At 61.9% G+C, this 23,445-nt stretch carries 19 protein-coding genes; 14 read left to right on the plus strand and 5 right to left on the minus strand.

Going from position 1 to position 23,445, the window contains the following annotated elements; translation table 11 throughout:
• Positions 1–127: 127 nt before the first annotated feature.
• The 3 genes from ABD847_RS00860 to ABD847_RS00870 all read left to right on the plus strand — a co-directional run bounded on the left by ABD847_RS00860 (position 128) and on the right by ABD847_RS00870 (position 3,567).
• Positions 128–490 carry an STAS domain-containing protein gene (locus ABD847_RS00860; RefSeq protein WP_345009112.1) on the plus strand — a complete coding sequence of 121 codons (363 nt, stop codon included), beginning with the start codon at positions 128–130 and terminating at the stop codon, positions 488–490.
• A 131-nt stretch (positions 491–621) separates the two neighbouring features.
• Entirely contained in the window at positions 622–2,133 is a 1,512-nt protein-coding gene (locus tag ABD847_RS00865; protein ID WP_345009113.1) for a SpoIIE family protein phosphatase, read from the plus strand.
• Positions 2,134–2,166: 33 nt separating this feature from the next.
• Positions 2,167–3,567 carry a sigma-54-dependent transcriptional regulator gene (locus ABD847_RS00870; RefSeq protein ID WP_345009720.1) on the plus strand — a complete coding sequence of 467 codons (1,401 nt, stop codon included), beginning with the start codon at positions 2,167–2,169 and terminating at the stop codon, positions 3,565–3,567.
• Between the two features lie 22 nt (positions 3,568–3,589).
• Here ABD847_RS00870 and ABD847_RS00875 read toward each other — a convergent pair whose 3' ends face one another.
• Positions 3,590–4,621 carry a glycosyltransferase gene (locus ABD847_RS00875; protein ID WP_345009114.1) on the minus strand — a complete coding sequence of 344 codons (1,032 nt, stop codon included), beginning with the start codon at positions 4,619–4,621 and terminating at the stop codon, positions 3,590–3,592.
• A gap of 4 nt (positions 4,622–4,625) precedes the next feature.
• Positions 4,626–5,222, minus strand: a complete 597-nt coding sequence (locus ABD847_RS00880; protein ID WP_345009115.1) for an acyltransferase — start codon at positions 5,220–5,222, stop codon at positions 4,626–4,628.
• 340 nt (positions 5,223–5,562) lie between these two features.
• Between ABD847_RS00880 and ABD847_RS00885 the strand changes: the two genes are divergently transcribed.
• The 4 genes from ABD847_RS00885 to rnd all read left to right on the plus strand — a co-directional run bounded on the left by ABD847_RS00885 (position 5,563) and on the right by rnd (position 11,711).
• Positions 5,563–6,681, plus strand: coding sequence for an FIST signal transduction protein (locus ABD847_RS00885; RefSeq protein ID WP_345009116.1), 1,119 nt, complete (start codon positions 5,563–5,565; stop codon positions 6,679–6,681).
• Positions 6,678–8,717, plus strand: a complete 2,040-nt coding sequence (locus ABD847_RS00890) for a response regulator (RefSeq protein ID WP_345009117.1) — start codon at positions 6,678–6,680, stop codon at positions 8,715–8,717. Before ABD847_RS00885 ends, ABD847_RS00890 begins: the two co-directional genes overlap by 4 nt.
• 123 nt (positions 8,718–8,840) lie before the next feature.
• On the plus strand, positions 8,841–10,535 hold the full coding sequence (fadD, locus tag ABD847_RS00895) for a long-chain-fatty-acid--CoA ligase FadD (RefSeq protein WP_345009119.1): 1,695 nt from the start codon (positions 8,841–8,843) through the stop codon (positions 10,533–10,535).
• A gap of 66 nt (positions 10,536–10,601) precedes the next feature.
• Positions 10,602–11,711 carry a ribonuclease D gene (rnd, locus tag ABD847_RS00900; RefSeq protein WP_345009121.1) on the plus strand — a complete coding sequence of 370 codons (1,110 nt, stop codon included), beginning with the start codon at positions 10,602–10,604 and terminating at the stop codon, positions 11,709–11,711.
• 67 nt (positions 11,712–11,778) lie between these two features.
• On the opposite strand, the gene minE is transcribed toward rnd, so the two are convergent.
• The 3 genes from minE to minC are packed head-to-tail and all read right to left on the minus strand — an operon-like array spanning position 11,779 to position 13,618.
• Positions 11,779–12,078 (minus strand): cell division topological specificity factor MinE, encoded by a 300-nt coding sequence (gene minE, locus ABD847_RS00905; RefSeq protein ID WP_345009123.1) that lies wholly within the window; start codon positions 12,076–12,078, stop codon positions 11,779–11,781.
• Between the two features lie 2 nt (positions 12,079–12,080).
• Entirely contained in the window at positions 12,081–12,893 is an 813-nt protein-coding gene (minD, locus tag ABD847_RS00910; RefSeq protein WP_345009124.1) for a septum site-determining protein MinD, read from the minus strand.
• Between the two features lie 20 nt (positions 12,894–12,913).
• A complete protein-coding gene (minC, locus tag ABD847_RS00915; protein ID WP_345009126.1) occupies positions 12,914–13,618 on the minus strand; it encodes a septum site-determining protein MinC in 705 nt (234 codons plus the stop codon).
• A gap of 104 nt (positions 13,619–13,722) precedes the next feature.
• Here minC and ABD847_RS00920 point away from each other — a divergent pair, with 104 nt between their 5' ends.
• The 7 genes from ABD847_RS00920 (at position 13,723) to urtA (ending at position 23,342) form a co-directional block, all read left to right on the plus strand.
• Positions 13,723–14,010, plus strand: coding sequence for a YcgL domain-containing protein (locus tag ABD847_RS00920; protein ID WP_345009127.1), 288 nt, complete (start codon positions 13,723–13,725; stop codon positions 14,008–14,010).
• 26 nt (positions 14,011–14,036) lie between these two features.
• A complete protein-coding gene (locus ABD847_RS00925) occupies positions 14,037–14,972 on the plus strand; it encodes a lytic murein transglycosylase (RefSeq protein ID WP_345009129.1) in 936 nt (311 codons plus the stop codon).
• Positions 14,973–14,986: 14 nt separating this feature from the next.
• Positions 14,987–15,430, plus strand: coding sequence for a YcgN family cysteine cluster protein (locus tag ABD847_RS00930; RefSeq protein WP_345009131.1), 444 nt, complete (start codon positions 14,987–14,989; stop codon positions 15,428–15,430).
• Positions 15,431–15,734: 304 nt separating this feature from the next.
• Entirely contained in the window at positions 15,735–17,570 is a 1,836-nt protein-coding gene (atzF, locus tag ABD847_RS00935) for an allophanate hydrolase (protein WP_345009133.1), read from the plus strand.
• Positions 17,564–21,232, plus strand: a complete 3,669-nt coding sequence (gene uca / locus ABD847_RS00940; protein ID WP_345009135.1) for an urea carboxylase — start codon at positions 17,564–17,566, stop codon at positions 21,230–21,232. Before atzF ends, uca begins: the two co-directional genes overlap by 7 nt.
• An 8-nt stretch (positions 21,233–21,240) precedes the next feature.
• The gene (locus ABD847_RS00945; protein ID WP_345009137.1) at positions 21,241–21,987 is read left to right on the plus strand and encodes a GntR family transcriptional regulator; all 747 of its coding nucleotides are present in this window, start codon (positions 21,241–21,243) and stop codon (positions 21,985–21,987) included.
• Positions 21,988–22,055: 68 nt separating this feature from the next.
• Positions 22,056–23,342, plus strand: coding sequence for an urea ABC transporter substrate-binding protein (gene urtA, locus ABD847_RS00950; protein WP_345009139.1), 1,287 nt, complete (start codon positions 22,056–22,058; stop codon positions 23,340–23,342).
• Positions 23,343–23,445: the final 103 nt, after the last annotated feature.

Raw genomic sequence — 23,445 nt, forward strand, 5'->3', positions numbered from 1 at the left:
AGCCAGCCGATGGGCCTCATGCGCAGATTGCAGCGCTAGGCCGGCATTTGCCGGGCGGACGAGACTTAAAAGCTGGCTTGGCAATTGCAGGACAAGGACATCTTTGTTCGTCTTACGAGGTGTCCTTATGTTATCAGCCACACGACTGCCCGAGCCGTATCAATATGTGGTGCTGGGTGGTGAACTGGACGAAGTCTCCGCCGGCGAACTGCTGAGCCTGTGCGAAGAGAAACTGGCGCCGCGCTGTCGGTTGGTGCTGGATCTGCGGGCCGTCAGTGACCTGGATGAAACCGGCGTCGGGGTCTTGGTCTATCTGTACAAGCGACTGCGCTGGTTTGGTGGGCGGCTGCGCCTGTTGTGCCCGGCCGGCCCGCTGCTGGAACAACTGACTATCCATGGCATCGATGGGCTGATCCCCTGTTTTGCCGATGAGCAGGCCATGTTGGACGCCGATGCCGCCGAGGCCGCACTGGAGCAAGGTTGGCAGTAGTCCAATTAATGTGTGCGGGCCATCCCACTTTCTTGTAAATTCAGCCTCTTCGCCGCAAGGCGTTGCCCAAACTGGTGGGGTAGCCCCTCGTTGGTTTTCAACTGCTTGGAGTAGAAGGCGGTCGTTCCTGCATGAAGACTCAGGACAAGGAAACGCTGGTATGGCAAGCACACCTGCCAGCAGACTTTAGTGGTATCCGGCTGGGCCGACAGAGCCTGGATCGGGTATTGCGTTGCCAGGGCTGGGGGGAGCGGCAGATAGGTCATTGGCGCCGCCTGTTCACCGAGCTGGCCTCCCGCAGCGTGCATCATGCCCATCCCTCTTGTCTCAGGGTACGTCTGTACCATCTGGAACAGGTCTGGCAACTGGAGATCGAGGACGACGCGCCACCGTTCGATCCCTGCCAACCACAACCCATAGATCTGGCCCTGGATGAGGACACCCTGCTGGCAGAACCTGGCTGGGAGCTGCCGGATCCCATGCTGGCGGAGGTGGTCTATCGGCGTCTGCCGCTCGCCAACCTCTGCACCCTGGAACTCAGGCAAAACGAGTTGCATGGGCGGATCCTGCTGATCCATCACCAGTTGATCATGCGAACCCTGCTGGCCGACTACTTGAGTGAACGCTTCACCGTATCGACCTTCGGCTCGGCTCGGGAGGCCTTGTCTGTGCTGGAGCGGCAGGGCGCCGATCTGGTGATCTCCGACGTTGGCCAGGAGCCCTTCGACGGCCTGGCCTTGCGGTTTGCGTTGGCCGAGCAGCAACGCCAGGATCTGCCGCCCTTCTTGTTTCTCACCGGCAGCCAGGATCCGGAGACCCGCTTGCTGGCCGCCGGCCTGGGGGCGGAGGATTACCTGCTGACCCCGGTGTGCAAGGCCGAGTTGCTGGCGGTGGTCAGTCGGGTGCTATTTCGCCAGCAGAACCGCAAGGAGCGCTGTGCCGATCACCTGGATCCCTTGGTGACGGCCTCGTTGCGTCCCCATCTGCCCGCCAGCATAGCGCCGTTTGGTTTGAGCATGGGGATCCGTGGCGCCAAGCTGGGGGGGAGTGACTTCATCATCCAACAGGGGCGGCGCCTGATCCTGGGGGATGTGATGGGACGGGCCGAGCAGGCCAGGAGTTTTGCCCATGCCTATGCCGGTTACCTGCGGGGTTTGTTATGTGCCTTGCCCCATGGCTGGGGGCCGGCGCAGGTGCTCCATCGCCTGGCCGAGATCATGCTGGAGGATCCCCTGCTGAGTCAGACTCAGGTGCATGTGCTGGCCTTGACCTTGGAAGAGAGTGGCGAGGTGACATTGGCCTCCGCCGGCTTCCCCATGCCCTGGCTGATCGGTGAAGAGGCTATAGTGCCCTTGCCGGACAAGGGGCAAATGACCGGTCTGGGAGGGGATTTTCATGCCCAGGAGTCTGTGGTGCCCTTGCGCCAGGGGGAACGCCTGCTGATCCATTCCGATGGTTTGCGTTGCCAAAGTAACGATGAATTGCCCAGTCGCTGGCAGCAGGATCTGGTGGCACACCTGCGTTCTAGCGCCATGGTACCGATTAAAGAGACCCAAGAGAGTATTTTGCAGCTGTTTGATGCCCATCACGCCGACCTTATCCAGGATGACCTAACCCTTGTCCTGCTGGAGCGGCTTTGCTAGAAACACCCTAAGACGCACGCGGGAATAATAATGATGAATCGATCGAGCCAACCCCTACTCTTTTTGGTGGAAGACAGCCCCACCTTGGCCCTGCTGTATCAGGACTATCTGCGTAACGAGGGTTACGAGGTATGCCATTTTGCCCTGGGTCAGCCCGTCTTGGCGGCCTTGCCGGAGCGGTTGCCGCAGGTGGTACTGCTGGATCTAGAGCTGCCGGACATGGACGGCATGGAGATCCTCAAGTTTATCAGCGAGCAGGGCCTGCCCTGTTCCGTGGTGGTGATCACGGCCCACGGCTCTGTGGATGTGGCGGTGGAGGCCATGCGTCTTGGCGCCTTCGACTTCCTAACCAAGCCCTTCGACGGCAAGCGTCTGTGTACCACGGTACACAACGGCGTGCGTCACCAACAATTGAGCTCTCTGGTGGATAGCTACCGGGACAATTACGATCGCAACCAATTCGGTGGCTTTTTGGGCAGCTCACTGCCTATGCAGGGGGTCTACCGCATCATTGAGAGTGCGGCGGCCAGCAAGGCCACCGTGTTTATCACGGGGGAGAGCGGCACCGGCAAGGAAGTCTGTGCCGAGACATTACATCAGCTGAGTCCGCGGCGTGAGCGGCCGCTGGTGGTGCTCAACTGTGCGGCCATCCCGCGGGATCTTATCGAGAGCGAGATCTTTGGCCATGTCAAAGGTGCCTTTACCGGGGCGCAGAGTGACCGGGAAGGCGCCGCGGCCCGTGCCGATGGCGGCACCCTGTTTCTGGATGAAATCTGCGAGATGGAGCTGGAGCTGCAAAGCAAGCTGTTGCGCTTCATTCAAAGCGGCACCTTCTCTCGGGTGGGCAGCAGCAAACAGGAGAAGGTGGATGTGCGCTTCGTCTGCGCCACTAACCGGGATCCCTTTGCAGAGGTGAAGGCCGGACGTTTTCGTGAAGATCTTTACTATCGCCTGCATGTCATCCCCATCCAACTGCCGCCCCTGCGTGAGCGTGGTGAGGATGTACTGCAGATCGCTCGCCGCTTTCTTGCTGAGTTTGCCAAGGAGGAAGGGAAGCGTTTCGACGGTTTCAGCCCTCAGGCTGAGCGGCTGCTCTTGGAATATACCTGGCCGGGCAACATCCGCCAGTTGCAGAATGTGGTGCGTAACATAGTGGTATTGCAGTCCGGCCCGCGGGTCGAGGTGGGCATGTTGCCCCCGCCGCTGGATCAGCTTAGACCGAAATATGTCATGCCGGAACCAGGCGAACAGCCTGGTCTCCCATCTTTGGCAAACCAGGCTATCCGACCCATGTGGCTGGTGGAAAAAGAAACCATAGAGCAGGCCATCGACCAATGTGATGGCAACATTCCTCAGGCGGCCGCCCTGCTGGAGCTGAGTCCATCCACCATTTACCGCAAACGGCTGGCGTGGGCCGCCTCCTCGCAGGAGTAAGGCTGCCGGTCGGCTAGATTAACTAGCTTAGCCGTTGCAACCAGGCATCTATGTTGGCCGCCTGATCCGCCCAGCTGCCGGTATGTGCTCTTGCCGGTTCGCCCAGCCAGCCTTGCCGTTGCCCCAGTTGGGGGTGGACAGGAGCGAGACTCAACACCGGCAGCAATTCGGCCAGGTCAGCCCCTCTACTCACGCGGGTCAGCAGGGGCTGATATCCCCCGTGCTGGCTCTTGAACCGGGTCACCACGGGTTTCCCCAGTGCCAATGACTCGCGGATGGTCAGCCCATAGCTATTGGCAATGCCGGGGCACTCCAGCAAGGGCAAAAGCGTAACATGCCAGTATTGCAGGTAGGCGCCGTACTCTTGCTGGGTCTTTTCCCCCAACCAGAGGACGTTGGGCAGCCGCAACAGGGTATCCAGGCGACGGGTCTGTTTGGGTCCAATTAGCACCCAGTTCCAGTCTGGGCGCCAGCGGGCGGCGTCGTTGATCAGTTCCCAATCCAGCCGATCATCCAGGCGACCGCAAAAGCCGATCAAGGGGCGGTTGGCCGGCAAATCCTTTGGCCGCAGCTGCAAGGGTAACGGCTGGCTACAGAGCAACTGGGTCTTGTGCGCCGGGCACTGTTGCACCGGCTCAGGACGGATGGCCAAGATCAGTTCGGCGCGCTCCACCAACGGATGACCTACCCCCGGGGCCTGATTGCAGAAGTAGACCACCTTGATGTCGCTCAGCTCCTCCAGCAGAGGTTCCAGCTCGGCTCGTGTCACCCAAAGCACGGGATCCTGCAAGCCATGATCACTGATCGCCTGGCGTATTTGCCGGGCCTGCTGTTGCCATTGACTGCGACCCAACCATCGGCTCCAGTGGTACTGTTTCAAGCCTAAGCGGTACAGATTGGCGAATGCCTGTCCCTGCGGCCAGTATGCTTCGGCGGTGTCGGTGTCCGGTTCTAGCCAGAGCACCTTGCGGCCCGACAGTAGGGGTTCGATCAGCTGCTTGGTGGCACTGTCTTTATGCCAACTGTCACCCAGAATGATGAGATCGTTTCGCATAAGACTACTCCTGCGGGTTGGCCAATAAACACAAGGCGCGCGCCGGTCGTCCCGCGGCGTAGACGCCAGCGGGGAGATCGGAGGTTACCAGACTACCGGGGGCCACCAGAGTGCCTTGCCCGATATGCACACTGCCTAGCAGGGTACAACCCGTGCCTATGGTGACGCCGTCTTCGAGCAAGATGTCACCCCGGTCGTCATCTTGCCCCAGGAGGCGGCTGCCTGCGGCAATGCGCACACCATTGCCCAGGCAGATCCGTTGCCCAATCACCAAGGTGGTGTGATGTCCGATATGTACCTGGTGACCCAGACTCAGGAGCCCGGGGGGCGTGGTGGTTCGGTTCGAGGACAAGATCTGCACCTGCCCGCCCAAGCGGCATTGCCGACCCAGTTGGATCAGTGGGTTGCCCTGCACCCTTGGGATTTCATTGGCCAGGCTCAATCCTTCTGCCTTGGCCACCAGATGGCGTTCGAAGCGCGGCAAATGCCACCAGCGTCGAATGCCGCGCCGCACACTGCGGTAGCAGAAACGAATGAGCGCCAGAGGTAATGCGATGATGGCCGGGGGGCTGGCTTCTGGAATCACTGGGACGGGTAGCATGATGAGACTCCGTAATGGGCGTACTCCTGGGATGGCATAAAACGGGCCAATTTTTAAACAATTGTTTTTATTGAGTATTGATTAAAAATGCAGCTGGCATGCACACTGCAATTTGCAAAAGGGGGGTTGAATTTGCATTTGGCAGCGCCAGGTAATAAATCGAAAAGCGCGTCTTTCGAGTCATAGCCGGCCGTGTTTCGTGCCATTTGGTGCCCATGGTGGTGGTCAATGGCAAAATTTCCGTGATTAACAAAGCATTGCCACAGGCTGATTTGGTATTTTCACCGCGGACTGGACATAATTGGGGACAGCCCGAGTTCGGCGGATCCTGACATTACCTATGAAGCTATTTTTTTCTCCCAGAACCGATCTGGAGTGTGTCGCCCAGGCGCTGGGGCAGATGAGTGTTGAGCCGGGCCTGCGTGGCATACTGATGCTGACCGCCGAAGGCAATCACTACGACCTGGCGCAACTCGATGCCCTGTTACAACACAGCCCCATTCCCATCTTTGGCGGCATTTTTCCCTATGTGTTGTATGAGGAGGTGCAATACAGCACCGGGGTGATCTTGCTGGGGCTGTGTTGTCCATTGCAACTGGCGGTATTGCCGCAGCAGCGTCTGCAGGATGAGGATATCAGCCGCTATCTGCCGCCGCTGCCCCGGCTGGCCGGTGAACAAAGGGCCATGCTGCTCACCTTCATCGATGGTTTTGGTCATCGTATTCACCCGCTGATCCAGGAACTGTTCAACCACTATGGCCTCGAGTTGAACTATATCGGCGGCGGCTGTGGTTCCTTGTCGATGGAGTCTGGCCCTTGCGTCATCACTCCGCAGGGCGTCTTGCAGGATGCGGCCGTGCTGGTGTTATGTCAGGCGGCCAGCGGTATTGGCGTTGCCCACGGCTGGGAGTCTATCTCCGGCGCCTTCAAGGTGACGGCATCGCAGGAGGGACTGCTGCAGGGGCTGGATTGGATGCCGGCCTGGACCGTCTATCAGGAGGTGGTGGAGCAGCATGCCGGGGTGCGCATCAGCGAAGAGAACTTTTTCGAGATCGCCAAGGCATACCCCCTGGGGATTGCCAAGCTGGGGTCCGAGCTGGTGATCCGTGATCCGGTGCGTCTGCAAGGCGATGCGCTCTTGTGTGTCGGTGAGGTACGCAAAGGCGCCTATGTACATGTGATGCACGGTGGGACCAACACCATTATTCAGGCCGCTCGCCATGCCCGGGACATGGCCGTCAGGGAGTTGGGGCAGGCGGATGCCGAGATCATGTTGTTTGTTAACTGTGTCTCCCGCTCCTTGTTCCTCGGTGCGGAATTCCATCGGGAACTGCAAGCGGTCAGCTTGCCTGGCACTCCCATGATTGGGGCCTTGACCCTGGGGGAGATCGCCAACAGCGGGCGAGACTACCTGGAGTTTTTCAACAAGACATCCGTGGTGGGGTTGATTAAATCGTGATCCAGCCAGGCCTGATCGAACAAGAGGTATTACACGAGATCGCCATGTCCATCGGCGAGAGCCTCGAGATGGACGCCATGCTCAACCATGCCATCCCGATCTTTCTAAGAGGACTCGGCTGTGCCACCGCGGCCATGTTGTTATGTGGCGAGGAAGAGGAAGGGGGAGAGGCCGGCCCCGTGTTTATCTTGCCTCGCGCGGCCCAGCGTAACCAGCAACTCAATGACATACTGGCACGCTATGCCCGTCAACTGCCCCAGATGACCCTACCCGCCTTATTGGAGACACCGGCGTCAGGCTTGTATTACTACGCCTGGCACCTGTGCGATCAAAAAAGTGGTGCCTTGCTGCTGGGGCGCAGTACCCCGATACCCGAGGCCCTGCAGCTGGAGATAGCGCCGCTGGTCTACAAGCTTGGCCATGCGTTGAAGGCCTGCCGGCAGTTTGCCAGCCTGCAGGCGACCCAGCAGGAGATGGCCCGGGCCCGAGATGCGGCTCAGGCCGCCAACCGTGCCAAGAGCAATTTTTTGGCCACCATGAGTCATGAGATCCGTACCCCACTCAATGCGGTGATCAACTTGTCCGAGCTGTTATTGGAAAGCGAATTGACCTCGCGGCAACGGGAACTGGTGGAGGGCATCTGCCAGGGCGGCGTCTCCTTGTTCCAGCTGGTCAACGATGTGCTGGATTTCTCCAAGATTGAAGCCGGCAAGATGGAGATCCAGTACAGCAACGTGGAGTTGCGCAGTCTGCTGGAGGGGGTATGCAACCTGTTCGAGCAGCAGGCCACCCAGAAGGGATTGCAGTTTGGCCTGAGCATAGCGCCAGACGTGCCGCGGATGCTCAGTTGTGACCAAACCCGCTTGCGCCAGGTGTTGCAGAATCTGCTCTCCAATGCGGTCAAGTTCACCGAGCGGGGTCGGGTGCACATGGCGGTGCGGATGACGGAGCCCAATCCGGCCGGCCGGGATCTGATGTTTCAGATCATCGACAGCGGTATCGGCATCCGGGACGAGGAGCAGGGCAAGTTGTTCGAGGAGTTCCATCAGATGGATCCCGCCCTCAACCGCCGTTTTGGCGGGAGCGGGCTGGGACTGGCCATCGCCGCCCGTCTGGTGCAGATGATGGAGGGCTCCATCGGTTGTCAGTCTCGCTACGGCGAAGGCAGCACCTTTTGGTTCACCTTGCCGTATCAGCGCCTCTCCCTGCCAGCCACCGTCGCCCACAGCGCCGTAGCGGCCCAGCTGGAAGGAAAAATACTCCTGGTGGAAGACAGTCCCACCAACCAGATGGTGGCGTCGGCCCTGCTGTCCAAGGTGGGGTGCCAGATCACTGTGGTGGACAACGGTCAGGATGCCATCGCCGCCGTCACGGCTCAGCCCTTCGATCTGGTGCTGATGGATGTGTCCATGCCCGGCATGGATGGTCTGGAAGCCACGCGGCGGATCCGCGCCATCATGGGCCCCCCCTCCGCCGTGCCTATCATCGCCATGACGGCCCATGCGTTTGCCGAAGACAAGGCGGCCTGTCTGGCCGCTGGCATGAATGATTACCTCACCAAGCCGCTACACCGCGAACAGCTGCATGCCATGCTGGCGCGCTGGCTGCAGCAGCAGGGTGGCAGCCCAGTGGGTGAGCCTGTGCCGGCTGCGTCGGAGAAGAGCCTGCCCATCATAGATGAGCAGGTCTTGGCACAGCTGGCCAATGACACCAGTGAAGCCGTCTTACTCAAGGTGCTGGATCTCTTCTTGGCCGAGTCCAAGAATAATCTGACGGCCCTGGAGGCTTGTCTGGTCAATCGAGATTGGCAGCAATTTACCAAGCTGGCCCATGCTATTAAGAGCAGTGCCGGGGCCATGGGCGCCAAGGCGTTGCATCAGGTCAGCAGCCAGCTTGAGCAGTTATCCCGACAGGGGGAGCGGGACAAACTCGCCGCCCTGTGTCAGGAGCTTGCGCAGATCCAGGCGCAAACTCGCCTGGCGCTGGAGGCGCATTTTCAGGGTCGCATGGCCAATCCGCCACAGGACAAGGGTTAGACGTTCACGCTGTCTATACACAAAAAAGACGTTAAATCATCGCATTAAATGGCACAAAAGGTAGAATCCTTCCCCCGCAGTCTGCCAGAACCGAGCTGGCCTTGAGGATAAGAGGAGACAATCGTGGACAAGATCTGGCTGCAGCGGTATCCCGCCGGGGTACCTGCCGAGATTAATCCCGATGCCCACCCATCGCTGGTCGGGCTGTTTGAAGAAACCGTCCGTCGTTATCAGGATCAGCCTGCGTTTATCAACATGGGTGAGGTGCTGACCTATCGGGGGCTGGAGGAGCAAAGCCGTGCCTTTGCCGCCTATCTGCAACAGGGGCTCAAGCTGCGCAAGGGGGAGCGGATCGCCCTGATGATGCCCAACCTGCTGCAGTATCCCATCGCTCTGTTTGGCGCCTTGCGGGCCGGACTCGTGGTGGTCAATGTCAACCCGCTATACACTCCACGGGAGCTGGAACATCAGCTCAAGGATTCCGGGGCCACGGCCATCGTCATCGTCTCCAACTTTGCCAATACCCTGGAGAAGGTGGTCTACAACACGGATGTCAAACACGTCATCCTCACCCGCATGGGGGATCAGCTGGGCTTGGCGCGCGGCACCCTGGTCAACTTTGTGGTCAAGTACATCAAGAAGCTGATCCCCAAGTACGATCTGCCTGGCGCCATCTCCCTGCGCCGCGCCCTGGCACAGGGGCGGCGGATGCAGTATGTCAAACCCAGGATCCACAACGACGATCTGGCCTTCTTGCAATACACGGGCGGCACGACCGGGCTGCCTAAAGGCGCCATGTTGACTCACCGCAACGTGCAGGCCAATGTGGAGCAGAGCGTTACCTTTTACCTGCCCGCCTTGCGGGATGGCCAGGAGCTGGTGGTCACCGCCTTGCCGCTCTATCACATCTTTGCCCTGACGGTGAACTGCCTGGCCTTCATGCGCCTGGGGGCGGCCAACCTGCTGATCACCAACCCCAGAGACATTCCCGGGCTGGTGAAGGAGTTGCGCAAGTACCGGCCCAGTTGTATCACCGGGGTCAATACCCTGTTCAATGCACTCCTGAACAACGAAGACTTCCGCGAGCTGGATTTCAGTGAGCTGCGGCTGGTGGTCGGCGGTGGCATGTCGGTGCAGCATGCGGTGGCCGAGCGCTGGGAATCCCTCACCAAGACCCGGCTGATCGAAGGCTATGGGCTGACCGAGTGCTCGCCCCTGGTTTGTAGCAATCCCTATGATCTGCTCAAACACACCGGGGGCATAGGTTTGCCCGTGGCTTCCACCGAGGTTCGTCTGGTGGATGATGCCGGTGAAGAGGTCACGGGAGAAGAACAAGCGGGCGAGTTGCAGGTACGAGGTCCTCAGGTGATGCAGGGCTATTGGCAACGACCGGAGGCCACCTCGGAGGTGCTGACGGCCGATGGCTGGCTGAAGACAGGTGATATCGTGATGTGGCAGGCTGGCATGCTACGCATCGTGGATCGCAAGAAGGACATGATTTTGGTGTCCGGTTTCAACGTATATCCCAACGAGATCGAAGACGTGGTGGCCATGCATCCTCAGGTGCTGGAGGTGGCGGCCATAGGTATCCCGTCGGATCTGACCGGCGAGCAGGTCAAGATCTTCGTGGTTCGCAAGGAGGGCACCTTGAATGAGGCGGCCTTGCGGGCCCATTGCCGTAAACATTTGACTGCGTACAAGGTGCCCAAGCTGATAGAATTCCGCACTGAGCTACCCAAGAGCAATGTGGGCAAGATTCTGCGCCGGGTCCTGCGGGACGAGGCGCTGCAGCACATACAGGCGGAGTCCGCCGAATAACCAGATGTCAGGGGGAGGGTGATGCCTCCCTTTTCCTTATCTCACCTGACCAAGAGCACGCTTGTCATGGATTACCAGATTATCTCCTCCACCGAGGCCCTCCAGGCCTATTGCAGCCAGCTGGTTGATGGCCCCCTGTTTGTCGATACCGAGTTCGTCCGTACCCGCAGCTTCTATCCCAAGCTGGGGCTGTTTCAAGTGTTTGATGGCCAGCAGCTGGCGCTTGTGGATCCCCTGGGCGTGGGGGACATGAGCCCCCTGTGGCAGCGTCTGCTTAGCGCCCCGCAGCCTGTGGTGCTCTATGCCGCCAGCGAGGATCTGGAGGTCATACTGCACCAGGCCGGCGCTTTGCCCTCCAAGCTGCATGATGCCCAACTGGCGGCCGCCTTTACCGGGCACGGCATGTCGGTCGGCTTCAACGCCATGACTCAGGCATTGCTGCAGGTGACCCTGGCCAAGGAGCAGGCCCGCACCGACTGGCTGGCGCGCCCCTTGACCCCGGAACAGCTGATGTACGCGGCGGCGGACGTGCATTATCTGCAGCCCTTGTACGAACAGTTGATGAGCCAGGTCAACGCATTGGGTCGCCTGGCCTGGTTTGAGGAAGAGTGCCAGGAACTGATGGCTCGCAAACAAGAGCGGGGCGATCCGGCCCAGGCCTACCGGGAGGTGGGTAATGCCTGGCTGCTTGGCAGCAAGCAGCTGGCGGTGCTGCAGCGATTGGCGACCTGGCGTGAGGAAGAGGCGCGCCGCCGGGACCTGGCGCTGAACTTCGTGGTCAAGGAGACGCATCTGTTCGCCGTGGCGCAACAGCTGCCGACTCAGCTGCGTCAGCTGGAGGGCTTGGGGCTGCTGCCGTCGGAGATCCGCACCCATGGCCGCACTCTGCTGCGTCTGGTGCAAGAAGCGGTACAGAGCGATCCCGCCAGCTGGCCGGCCCGCCTGCAACGACTGGTGGATCATCCCCACTACAAGCGCGAGCTCAAGCGCATCAAGGCCAAGGTGGAGCAGGTGGCCCTGGCGCAGCAGTTGCCAGCGGAATTCATCGCCTCCAAGAAGATCATCCACCAGTACCTGACCTGGTTGTGGTTGCTCAATGACGACGAACGGGCACAAAGCACCCCGCGGATCCTGCGGGGCTGGCGTCAGCAATTGCTGGGCTCACTGGCGGAGTAACCTCAAGCCACTGGAATACGCGATAAAAAAACGCAGCCAGCTGGCTGCGTTTTTTCACGGCGCACCGTCAGGCGGCGGGCGCATCCTTGTCTTTCTCTTTTTCCTTGTCCTTGTCGTCCGAGAGCATGATGTTGAGCTCCAGCACGGAGAGCTCATCGCCTTTCTTGTCCAACTGGACCGTTACCTGCTCGGGATCGATGGCCACGTATTTGCGGATCACATCCAGCAGATCCTGCTTGAGTTGCGGCAGGTAGTCCGGGCCGCCCCGGGTGCTGCGCTCGTGAGCGACTATGATCTGCAGGCGCTCCTTGGCGAACTTGGCAGTCTGCTCCTTACGCGGTTTAAGAAAAAAATCTAACAGTGACATGCTTAACTCCCGAACAGTCGCGTAAAGAAGCCTTTCTTCTCTTCCTCCAAGAAGCGGAAGTCCCGCTTCTCACCCAGCAGCCGCGCCACCGCATCGTCGTAGGCCTGGCCGGCATCGGACTCGGCGTCCAGAATGACAGGCTCGCCGGAGTTGGAGGCCCGCAGCACCGCCTGAGACTCGGGGATCACCCCCAGCAGCGGGATGGCCAGGATCTCCTGCACATCCTGTACGCTCAGCATGTCACCACGGTTGACGCGGGTGGGGGCGTAGCGGGTCAGCAGCAGGTGCTCCTTGATGGGCTCCAGACCCAGCTCGGCTCGCCGCGACTTGGAGGCCAGGATCCCCAGGATGCGATCGGAATCGCGCACCGAGGAGACCTCCGGGTTGGTGGTGACGATGGCTTCATCGGCAAAATACAGTGCCATCAGGGCGCCGGTTTCGATGCCGGCCGGGGAGTCACAGACGATGTAGTCAAAGCCCATCTCCTTGAGCTTGCCAATCACCACGTCCACCCCCTCGCGGGTCAGGGCATCCTTATCCCGAGTCTGCGACGCCGGCAGGATGAAGAGGTTTTCCACCCGCTTGTCCTTGATCAGGGCCTGGTTGAGGTTGGCTTCGCCATTGATGACGTTGACGAAGTCATACACCACCCGACGCTCACATCCCATGATGAGGTCGAGGTTACGCAGACCGATGTCGAAGTCGATCACCACCGTTTTGTTGCCACGCTGGGCCAGCCCGGTCGAAATGGCCGCGCTGCTGGTGGTCTTGCCGACGCCGCCTTTACCGGAGGTCACGACGATAATTCGAGCCATTGCTGCTTTCCTTGTAATCGTTAAGACTGCAGTCTTTCAAAAATGAGTTTGTCCTGCTCCAGTCGGATCTGGGTTTCCTGATCCAGGCTGGCATCGGGCAGGGCATCTCGTACCTGATAGGTGCCGGCGATGGAGACCAGCTCCGCCTCCAGCCCCTGACAAATGATGCGAGCCTGACCGTTGCCACGGGCACCCGCCAGGGCACGGCCACGCAATACGCCGTAAATGTGGATACTATCATCGGCGATAACCTCGGCACCGTTACTGACGGAACCCAGGATCACCAGTGCACTGCCCTGGGCATAGATCTGCTGCCCGGAGCGCACATTGCCGTGATGAAAACGGGTGGGCACCAGGGCCTGTGACTCGCTGCGCTGTTCCACCACAGGGGCTTTGGGCTCAGGCTGCGACTCGACGGGACGACCCGAGGTCATCACCGCCAGCCCGGCGGCCTTGGCGGCAACCTTCATGGCCTCGTCCTTGGCGCCGGTAATGCCCACCAGCACCATGTCCTGTCCCTCGATCAGGGCACGCAGCTGCTCGAAATCCGGCACGATTTCCAGCTGTTCTACGTTGACGACGAGGGGAGCACAATTGAAAAAACGGGGGGCCTGGGCGATCTTGCTTTCCAGCAATTCTTTGATTTGACCGAGATCGATATCCACCAGATGCAAAACAGACAGGGTGAAACTACTACCTTTGAGCTCGTTGCCGCGATCGGCCATTTACCGCACTCCGTTGACGAGGAAAACCCTTATTCTTATTGGCCTCACATGTTATAGTCAGCCCACTTTCGTGGCAACAAACCCCGCATATTTTACCTCGATTCATGATCTGTGCCGTGTATAAAAGTCGCAAGAAAGAACAGACCTATCTGTACGTCGAGCGACGGGATGATTTCTCCCGGGTGCCAGCCGAGCTGATGACGCTGTTTGGCTCGCCCCAATTCGTCATGCTCTTGCCACTGGCAAAGCATGCCAAGCTGCCTGGGGTGGACCCTCAAGCGTTGGCGGATGCCTTAGCCAAGCAGGGCTTCTTCCTGCAGTTGCCACCGCCGGCGGAGAGCCTGCTGGTGCAGCACAGACGGACCCTTAATCTGGAACCTCACACCAAGTGAAGCCTTGGTTGCTCGGGTGGCTGGGGATGGCCGCTTGTCTATCGGTACAGGCCCAATCGCCCCTGAGCTTCCAGCAGTACGTGCAGGCCCTGCGCCAGGAAGCCTTGGCGCAAGGCATCCGCCCCCAGACCCTGGCGACGGCCTTTGCCGATGTGCACTTCATCGCGCGGGCGGTCAAGCATGACCGCAGTCAGCCGGAGCACAAGCTCACCCTGGACGAGTACCTGCCCAAGGCCGTACCGGCCTGGAAGATCAAGCAGGCCAAGCAGCAATACCAGAAACATAGGGTGTTGCTTACCCGCATCGGTGCCGAGTATGGCGTGGCACCGCGCTTCATCGTTGCCCTGTGGGGTATCGAGACCAACTTCGGCAAGCTCACCGGCGGATTTCCGCTCATCTCGTCCCTGACCACCCTGGCTTACGAGGGGCGTCGTGAAGCCTTCTTCAAGCAACAGCTGTTCGCCGCCCTGCAGATCATCGACGAGGGACATATCCCGGCGGATCAGATGATCGGCTCCTGGGCGGGTGCCATGGGGCAGGTGCAGTTCATGCCCACCTCCTTTTTGCGCTATGCCCAGGATGGCGATGGGGATGGCCGCAAGGATCTGTGGCACTCCCAGGCGGATGTGTTTGCTTCGGCGGCCAACTATCTGCATCAGGTAGGCTGGCAGGCCAATCAGACCTGGGGACGGGCCGTGACGCGGCCCAAGGCCCTGGACGCCAAGCTGATGGGGCTGGAGCAACAACGCAGCCTGGCCCAATGGCAGGCCCTGGGGGTGCGCAACGCCTGGGGCGGCCCCTTGCCCAAGGGGAGCATGCTGGCCAGCCTGATCCAGCCCGATGATGGGGCCGGTCGCAGCTACCTGGTCTACGACAACTACCGGGCCCTGATGCACTGGAACCGTTCGCACTATTTCGCCCTGGCGGTCAGCACCCTGGCCGATGCCATCGTGGCCCCCTAGGAAAGAGGCATGCTATGCAAACTGAGGAGATGCCTTTTTGGCAGCAACTAACGCTGACGCAGATGAGTCAGGCCCAGTGGGAGTCCCTGTGTGATGGCTGTGGCAAGTGCTGCCTGAACAAGCTCATCGACGATGAGACAGAGGAGCTGCACTTCACCAACATCGCCTGCGATCTGCTGGATCTGCGGACCTGCCAATGTAAGGACTACCCCAACCGCTTCAAGAAGGTGCCGGATTGTACCCGGCTGACCCCTGATCTCATCGACGAATTTCACTGGCTGCCGGCCAGCTGTGCCTATCGTCGCCTGGCGGAGGGGCAGCCCTTGCCCGACTGGCACCCGCTTATCACCGGCAGCCGCAGTGCCATGCATGCCGCCGGCGCCTCGGTGCGGGGCAAGGCCATTCATGAGCGCCATGCCGGCGACTGGGAAGACCATATCGTCACCTGGCCGCTGTGACTGTCATCCGATGAAGGCGGCCGGACGGGCCGCTTTTTTTTTGCCCTGTCTTTTTGGCACTGAACGGGCCCGTCTGACGGCTCAGCACGGGGCGCCCGCACAGTTTGAGCGCAATCACTGCACCAAGTTGTCGCACTCTCTTGGCACCTATCTTAGCGGTCAAATCCCGCCTGGAAATCAGGTTATCAATCATAACAATATGTTTTTAAAGAAATAACAATAAAGTTTACTTCGCATCAGCCAGCTTGGCACACGACTTGTAATACACACATGTATACAAGATTGGATGTGGTTGAGTGCACGGATGCAGAGCCTGGGATGGACCTTACAAGAGTGGCAAGACGCCTACGGCGCAGGGCAGCAGCCCGAGCAGCTGCTGGGTGAGCTGCTGCGCGCCCAGAGCCTGGATGATGCCGCCTGGATCAGCCTGATCGAGCCTGCCACCCTGGCCGCCGAGTGTGCGCGCCTGCAGAACTTGCTGGCGGAGGCGGGCAACCTGGCGGCCTTACCGCTGTATGGCGTGCCCTTTGCCGTCAAGGACAACATAGATGTGGCGGGCCTGCCCACCACGGCGGCCTGTCCTACCTACCGTTATTTGCCCACCGAGGATGCGGCCGTGGTGGCGCGCCTGCGGGCTGCCGGCGCCGTGGTGCTGGGCAAGAGCAATCTGGATCAGTTTGCCACTGGCTTGGTGGGCACCCGCACCCCCTATGGCGCCGTGCCCAACAGCTTCGACCCTCACTATATCTGCGGCGGCTCCAGTGCGGGCTCTGCGTCCCTGGTGGCGCGCGGCCTGGTGCCTTTTGCCCTGGGCACGGACACCGCCGGCTCTGGCCGTATTCCCGCAGGGTTTAACAACATCGTCGGCTGGAAACCCACCCGCGGGGCCATCAGCTGTCGCGGCGTGGTGCCGGCGTGCAAGAGCCTGGATTGTGTTTCCCTCTTCGCCCTGACGGTATCCGACGCCGAGCAACTGGCACTGATCGTCTACGGCGAGGATGCCGCCGATCCGTTTAGCCGGGCCAGCCAGGCCGTCGTCATGCCGCGCCCCCTTGGCCCGCTGACCCTGGGGGTGCCTGCGGCGCTGGCGTGGTTCGGCGATGCAGCCCAGCGCCAGGCTTTTGAAGCAGCCTGTGCCGCGCTGGCGGAACAAGGGGTGCACCTGGTGGCGGTGGATTATCAGCCCTGTGCCGAGCTGGCCCACCTGCTCTACGAGGGCCCCTGGCTGGCGGAGCGCCATGCCGCCTTGGCCGCGTTTCTTGCCGGTCATGCAGACGAGATGGACCCTGTGGTGGCGGGCATCATAGCCCAGGCTGACAGACTCAGTGCCAGTGAGGCGTTTAGCGCCGAGTACCGACGTCAGGCACTCAAGGCCCGGATCCAGCACCATCTCGCCGGGCTGGATGCGCTCCTGCTGCCCACGGCGCCGCGGCTGCCGACCCTGGCCCAGGTGGCGGCGGATCCCGTCGCAGTAAACAGCCAGCTGGGCCACTACTGCAACTGGGTGAACCTGGCGGACTGCTGCGCCCTGTCGGTGCCCGGCGGGTTTCGTGCCGATGGTCTGCCGTTGGGACTGACCCTGGTGGCAACCGCCTGGCAGGAGTGGGCCCTGGCCCGCCTCGCCAGACAGCTGACCGGCCTGCTCCCTGGGCCCTTGGGGGCCACAGGGCGACCGGTGCCATCCCAGCCCCTGGCCCCGGTGCTGGCGCCGGATCATCAGATCCTGGCGGTGGTCGGGGCGCACCTTGAGGGACAGCCGTTAAATCATCAAGTTACCGAGCTGGGTGGATACCTGCTGGAGCGTACCAGCAGTGCCCCTCACTATCGCCTCTATGCCCTGGCCGATGGCCGCCGTCCGGCCCTGGTGGCCGGGCGCGCCCTGCCGGTGGCGTCCGGGAGCGCCATCGAGCTGGAGCTCTGGGCCCTGCCCAAGGCGGCCTGGGCCGATCTGCTGGCACAGGTGTCGGCGCCCTTGGGGCTGGGCACAGTCCAGCTGGCCGATGGACGACGGGTGGCGGGTTTCATCTGTGAACCTGTGGCCCTTGAGGGCGCCCGGGACATTACCGCCTACGGCGGCTGGCGGGCCTACCTGGCCGCCCAGTCCCAGCCGGAACAGCGTCAGGGGAGGGTGGCATGCTAACGACCTCACCGGCAGCGCCGCTGTTTGCCAAGGTGCTGATCGCCAATCGGGGCGAGATCGCCCTGCGGCTGCTGCGTACCGTGCAAGAGCTGGGCATCACAGCCGTGGTGGTCTACAGCCATGCCGATCGTCTCAGCCCGGCGGTGCGCCTGGCCGATGAGGCCTACTGCCTGAGCGACGGCGAACAGAGCGCCGTGGCCGACACCTACCTCAATGGCGACAAGATACTCACCATTGCCCAGGCCTGTGGCGCCGAAGCCATTCTGCCCGGCTATGGGCTGCTGGCGGAAAACGCCGACTTTGCCCGCCGCTGCGCCCAGCTTGGCATCACCTTCGTCGGCCCCACCGAGCAGCAACTGCGCCAGTTTGGCCTCAAGCATGAGGCCCGGGCTTTGGCCCAGGCGGCCGGTGTGGCCCTGCTGCCGGGCACAGATCTGCTGATGAGCCAGGAGGAGGCCATGTCCGCGGCGGCGGCCCTGGGCTATCCCCTGATGCTCAAGAGCACCGCCGGTGGCGGTGGCATCGGCCTGTGCCGCTGCGACAGCCCTGAGGCGCTGGCCGCGGCATTTGCCCGGGTGCAGCACCAGGGGCAAGCCTACTTCCAGCACGCCGGGGTGTTTTTAGAGCGTTGCGTGGAGGGCGCCCGCCACCTGGAGGTGCAGATCGTCGGTGACGGTCTGGGACAGGTGGTGGCCCTGGGGGAGCGGGATTGCTCCTTGCAGCGCCGGCACCAGAAGGTGGTGGAGGAGACGCCGGCACCGGGTCTGTCCGCCGCCACCCGCGAACGTTTGTGCCAGGCGGCCATTCGCCTGGGGCAGTGGGTGCAGTATCGCAGCGTCGGCACGGTGGAATTTATCTATGAGCCGGCTACGGAGGCCTTCTACTTTCTCGAGGTCAACACCCGGCTGCAGGTGGAACACACCATCACGGAGGCGGTGACCGGGCTGGATCTGGTGGCCCTGATGCTGCAGATCGCCGCCGGCCACACCCCGGATCTGGCGGCCTTGCCCCAGGCCAGTGGCGTGGCCATGGAGGTGCGCCTCTATGCCGAGGATCCGCTGCACGATTTCGCCCCCATGGCTGGCACCCTGAGCCAGGTCGACTTCCCGAAGCACCCCTGGTTGCGGGTGGATGGCTGGGTCGAGGCGGGCAGTCAGATCAGTAGTCACTACGATCCCCTGCTGGCCAAGCTGATTGTTCACGGCGCGGATCGGACCACAGTGTTGCAACGGCTCAAGCAAGTCCTGGCAGAGAGCCAACTGGCTGGCCCCATCACCAATCTGCCGTACCTGCGGGAGCTGCTGGACTGGGCGCCCTGGGTCGCGGGTCAGTATCACACCGCCAGCCTGGCGCAGTTTGCCTATCGGCCGGCCATCATCGAGGTGGTGCAGCCGGGCACCTACAGCAGTGTGCAGGACTATCCGGGGCGCGTGGGCTACTGGGCCATCGGCGTGCCCCCCTCCGGCCCCATGGACGACCGGTCCTTCCGGCTGGCCAATGCCCTGGTGGGTAATGCGCCGGACGCGGCCGGGCTCGAATGCACGCTGCAAGGGCCTGTGCTGCGTTTTCATCAGGACAGCGTCATCGCCATCTGCGGCGGCCTGTGTCAGCCCACCCTGGATGGTCAGCCCATCGCCCTGCATGGTCCTGTTTCGGTGACTGCCGGTCAGACCCTGGACCTGGGCACAGTGACGGCAGGTTGCCGCAGCTATCTGGCGGTGCGTGGCGGCCTGGCAACCCCTGAGTACCTGGGCAGCCGCGCCACCTTCGCCCTGGGGCAGCTGGGTGGCGTACAGGGGCGCTGCCTGCAGGCGGGCGATCAACTGCCGGTGGGGCAGGCGGTGGCCGGTCCTATTCCGACCACGCCGCTAGCCGCCCAGCTGCAGCCGGGCTTTGGTTGTCTGCCTCAGGCCGGTGCCTGCTGGCAGATCGGTGTGCTGCACGGCCCCCATGGCGCCCCGGATTTCTTTACCCCCGAGTACCTGGCGACCTTCTTCGCCAGCGACTGGCAGGTGCATTACCAGTCCAACCGACTGGGCGTGCGCTTGAGCGGCCCCAAGCCACAGTGGAGCCGCCAGGATGGCGGTGAGGCTGGCCTGCATCCCTCCAACATCCATGACTGCCAGTACGCCATCGGCAGCATCAACTTCACCGGCGACAGTCCGGTGATCCTGGGGCCGGATGGCCCCAGCCTGGGGGGCTTCGTCTGCCCGGTGACGGTGGCACGCGCCGAGCAATGGAAGCTGGGTCAGCTCAGACCCGGGGATCGCATCCGTTTCGTGGCCATGAGCTTCGAGCAGGCGCTGATGGCTGAACAGGCCTGGGATCAGGCGCTGAGCACCTTGAGTGCGCCTGTGCTGCCCCAGACGGTCCTGACTCCCACCTTGACTACTGTGGCCGGCGAGAGTGCCTGCGTGTTGGCCCGGTTGCCCGCCGACGACGGGCGTCCGCAGGTCAGCTACCGCCAGGCCGGCGACAAGTGCCTCTTGGTGGAGTATGGCGACGAGACCTTTAGTCTGGCCCTGCGGCTGCGGGTCCATGCCCTGATGCAGGCCCTGGCAGAGCGCCCCATCGCCGGCGTCGAGGAGCTGTCCCCCGGTGTGCGTTGCCTGCAGATCCGCTTCGACAGCCGCCGCCTGTCCCAGTCCAGCTTGCTCAAGGTGCTGATGGCCGAAGAGACAACCTTACCTGATGTGCAGACGCTCAAGGTGCCCAGCCGCACCCTCTGGCTGCCCCTGGCCTTCGAGGACAGCAGCACACTGGCGGCGGTGGATCGCTATCGCCAGTCGGTGCGTGAGACGGCCCCCTGGCTGCCCAACAACGTGGACTTCATCCAGCGTATCAACGGCCTGAGCCACCGTGACCAGGTGGCGCAGACGCTCTATGCCGCCCGCTATCTGGTGCTGGGTCTGGGGGATGTCTACCTGGGGGCGCCCTGTGCCGTGCCGCTGGACCCGCGCCACCGGCTGCTGACGTCCAAATACAACCCGGCCCGTACCCACACCGCCGAAGGGGCGGTGGGCATAGGCGGCGTCTACCTGTGCATCTATGGCATGGACTCGCCCGGCGGCTATCAACTGGTGGGCCGCACCCTGCCCATCTGGCAGCGGCACGCCGGTTCGGAGCCCTGTGTGTTGCGGTTTTTCGATCAGATCCGCTTCTACCCTGTCTCCGAAACCGAGCTGACCGCGCTGCGTGAGGCGCAGCAGCAGGGCCGACTGGCGCTGCGCATCGAGGATGGGGAATTCTGCCTGGCGGAACATGAGGCCTGGCTCGCCGGCGAGGCCCAGCGCATTTGCGCCTTCCAGGCCCGCCAGCAGGCCGCCTTTGCCCGGGAGATCGCCCTGTGGCAGCAGAGCCACTGGCAACCCCAGTGGCATGACACAGCGCCGCCGGTCGAACCGCAGGCGGCCGGCCAAGGCGAGTCACAGCACCCGGTGGCCGCCCAGGTCAGCGGCAGCATCTGGAAGCTGCTGGTGAGTCCGGGGCAACGGGTGAGCGCCGGGGAGCCTTTGGTGATCCTCGAAGCCATGAAGATGGAATTTGCCATCGCCGCGCCCGTGGATGGCGTGGTGGGGGCCTTGCTGTGCCAGCCCGGCCGGCAGGTGCAGGCGGGTGAGCCCCTGCTGCACCTGGCGCCCTTGGCCGAGCCGGTGGAATAGGAGAAATCATGAGTCCGAGTCAGCGTCAACTTGGCCAGCGCCCCCTGGGACAACCCAAGCCCAGGCCGGAAAACATGGCCGATCGCATCTATCAGGCGCTCAAGGAGCAGATCTTCGCCTTCGCCCTGCTGCCCGGCGATCGTTTCAGCGAGACCGAGGTGGCCGAACGGATGCAGGCCAGCCGCACCCCGGTGCGCGAAGCCCTCTACCGGCTGCAGAAGGAAGGTTTCGTCGAGGTGCAGTTTCGCAGCGGCTGGCAGGTGCGGCCCTTCGACTTCGAGTACTTCGAGGATCTCTATGACGTGCGCATCGTGCTGGAAGAGGCGGCGGTGCAGCGGTTGTGTGACGGCGAGCAGCAGCACCCGGCCTTCGCCGAGCTGCTGGCCTTCTGGCTGGTGCCGCCGGAGCTGCGGCTTGGCGATGGCGCCGAGGTGAGCCGGCAGGATGAGCGCTTCCACAACCTGCTGATCGTGGCCAGCGGCAACCGGCAGATGGCCCAGATCCATTGGGAGATCAGCGAGAAGATCCGCATCATCCGCCGGCTGGATTTCACCAAGGCGCCTCGGGTCGAGGCCACCTACAACGAACATGGCGCCATCCTGCGCGCCATCGTCAGACGCCGCACCGACGAGGCCAAGCGTCTGTTACGCAGTCATATCGCGGCCAGCAAGGCCGAGGTACGCAAGATCACCCTGCACATGCTGCACAGCGCCCGGTCGCGGGCGGCGCAGGGGCAGGAAACCGCCATCGACTAGGTGGCACATCGAGTCTTTAGGCTCAACAAGTAGGCAGTACCCATGTGTTTTAACAAGGAGATGTTTCCATGAAGCTAAACAAAGTCCATCAGTTGGTCCGTCTGTCCGTGTTGTCTGCCAGCCTGGTTGCCGGCGGCGCCTTTGCCGCCGACACCATCAAGGTAGGGGTGTTGCACTCCCTGTCCGGCACCATGGCCATTTCCGAGACCACCCTCAAGGACACCATGCTGATGCTCGTTGACGAGCAGAACAAGAAGGGTGGGGTACTGGGCAAGAAACTCGAAGCCGTGGTAGTGGATCCGGCGTCCAACTGGCCGCTGTTTGCCGAGAAGGCCCGCGAGCTGATCCAAAAGGACAAGGTGGCCGCCGTGTTCGGTTGCTGGACCTCAGTGTCCCGCAAGTCCGTGCTGCCGGTGTTCGAAGAGCTCAACAGCATCCTCTTCTACCCGGTGCAGTATGAAGGCGAAGAGTCCTCCAAGAACGTCTTCTATACCGGTGCCGCACCGAACCAGCAAGCCATCCCTGCCGTGGATTACCTGATGGGCCAAGGGGTCAAGCGCTGGGCGCTGCTGGGTACCGACTACGTCTATCCCCGCACCACCAACAAGATCCTCGAAGCCTACCTGAAGGCCAAGGGCGTGAAGGCTGAAGACATCATGGTCAACTACACCCCCTTCGGCCATGCCGACTGGCAATCCATCGTCGCCGACGTGAAGAAGTTTGGTACCGCAGGCAAGAAGACCGCCGTGGTTTCCACCATCAACGGCGATGCCAACGTGCCCTTCTACAAGGAACTGGGTAACCAGGGCATCACCGCCGAGACCATCCCTGTGGTGGCCTTCTCCGTGGGTGAAGAAGAGCTCTCCGGCATCGACACCAAGCCGCTGGTGGGCCACCTGGCCGCCTGGAACTACTTCCAGAGCGTGGACAACGATCTCAACGGCGAGTTCATCGAAAAGTGGCAGAAGTTCACCGGCAAGGAAGATCGGGTGACCAACGATCCGATGGAAGCCACCTACATCGGCTTCAACATGTGGGTGCAGGCGGTGGAGAAGGCCGGCACCACGGATCCGGAAGCGGTACAAGAGGCCCTGATCGGCATCAGCGTACCCAACCTGACCGGTGGCTACGCCGCCATGATGCCTAATCACCACATCACCAAGCCGGTGCTGATCGGTGAAATTCAGGAAGACGGTCAGTTCGAGGTGGTGTCCGAGACCAAGGGTACCGTGGCCGGTGACGCCTGGTCCGATTACCTGGATGGCTCCAAGGATCTGATCTCCGACTGGCGTAAGCCCCTGGCCTGCGGGAACTTCAACGTGAAGACCGGCAAGTGCGGTGGTGCCAGCAAGTAATACCTCGCGGCCTGGCAACAGGCCGCCCTTATGCTTGACGGCTGGGCATGATGCCGGGCCGGCGTGTCTTATCTGACTCTTTATCTGACTACCAGGATGGCGC

Source organism: Pseudaeromonas paramecii (assembly GCF_039540575.1).
GTDB classification, from domain to species: Bacteria; Pseudomonadota; Gammaproteobacteria; order Enterobacterales; family Aeromonadaceae; genus Pseudaeromonas; species Pseudaeromonas paramecii.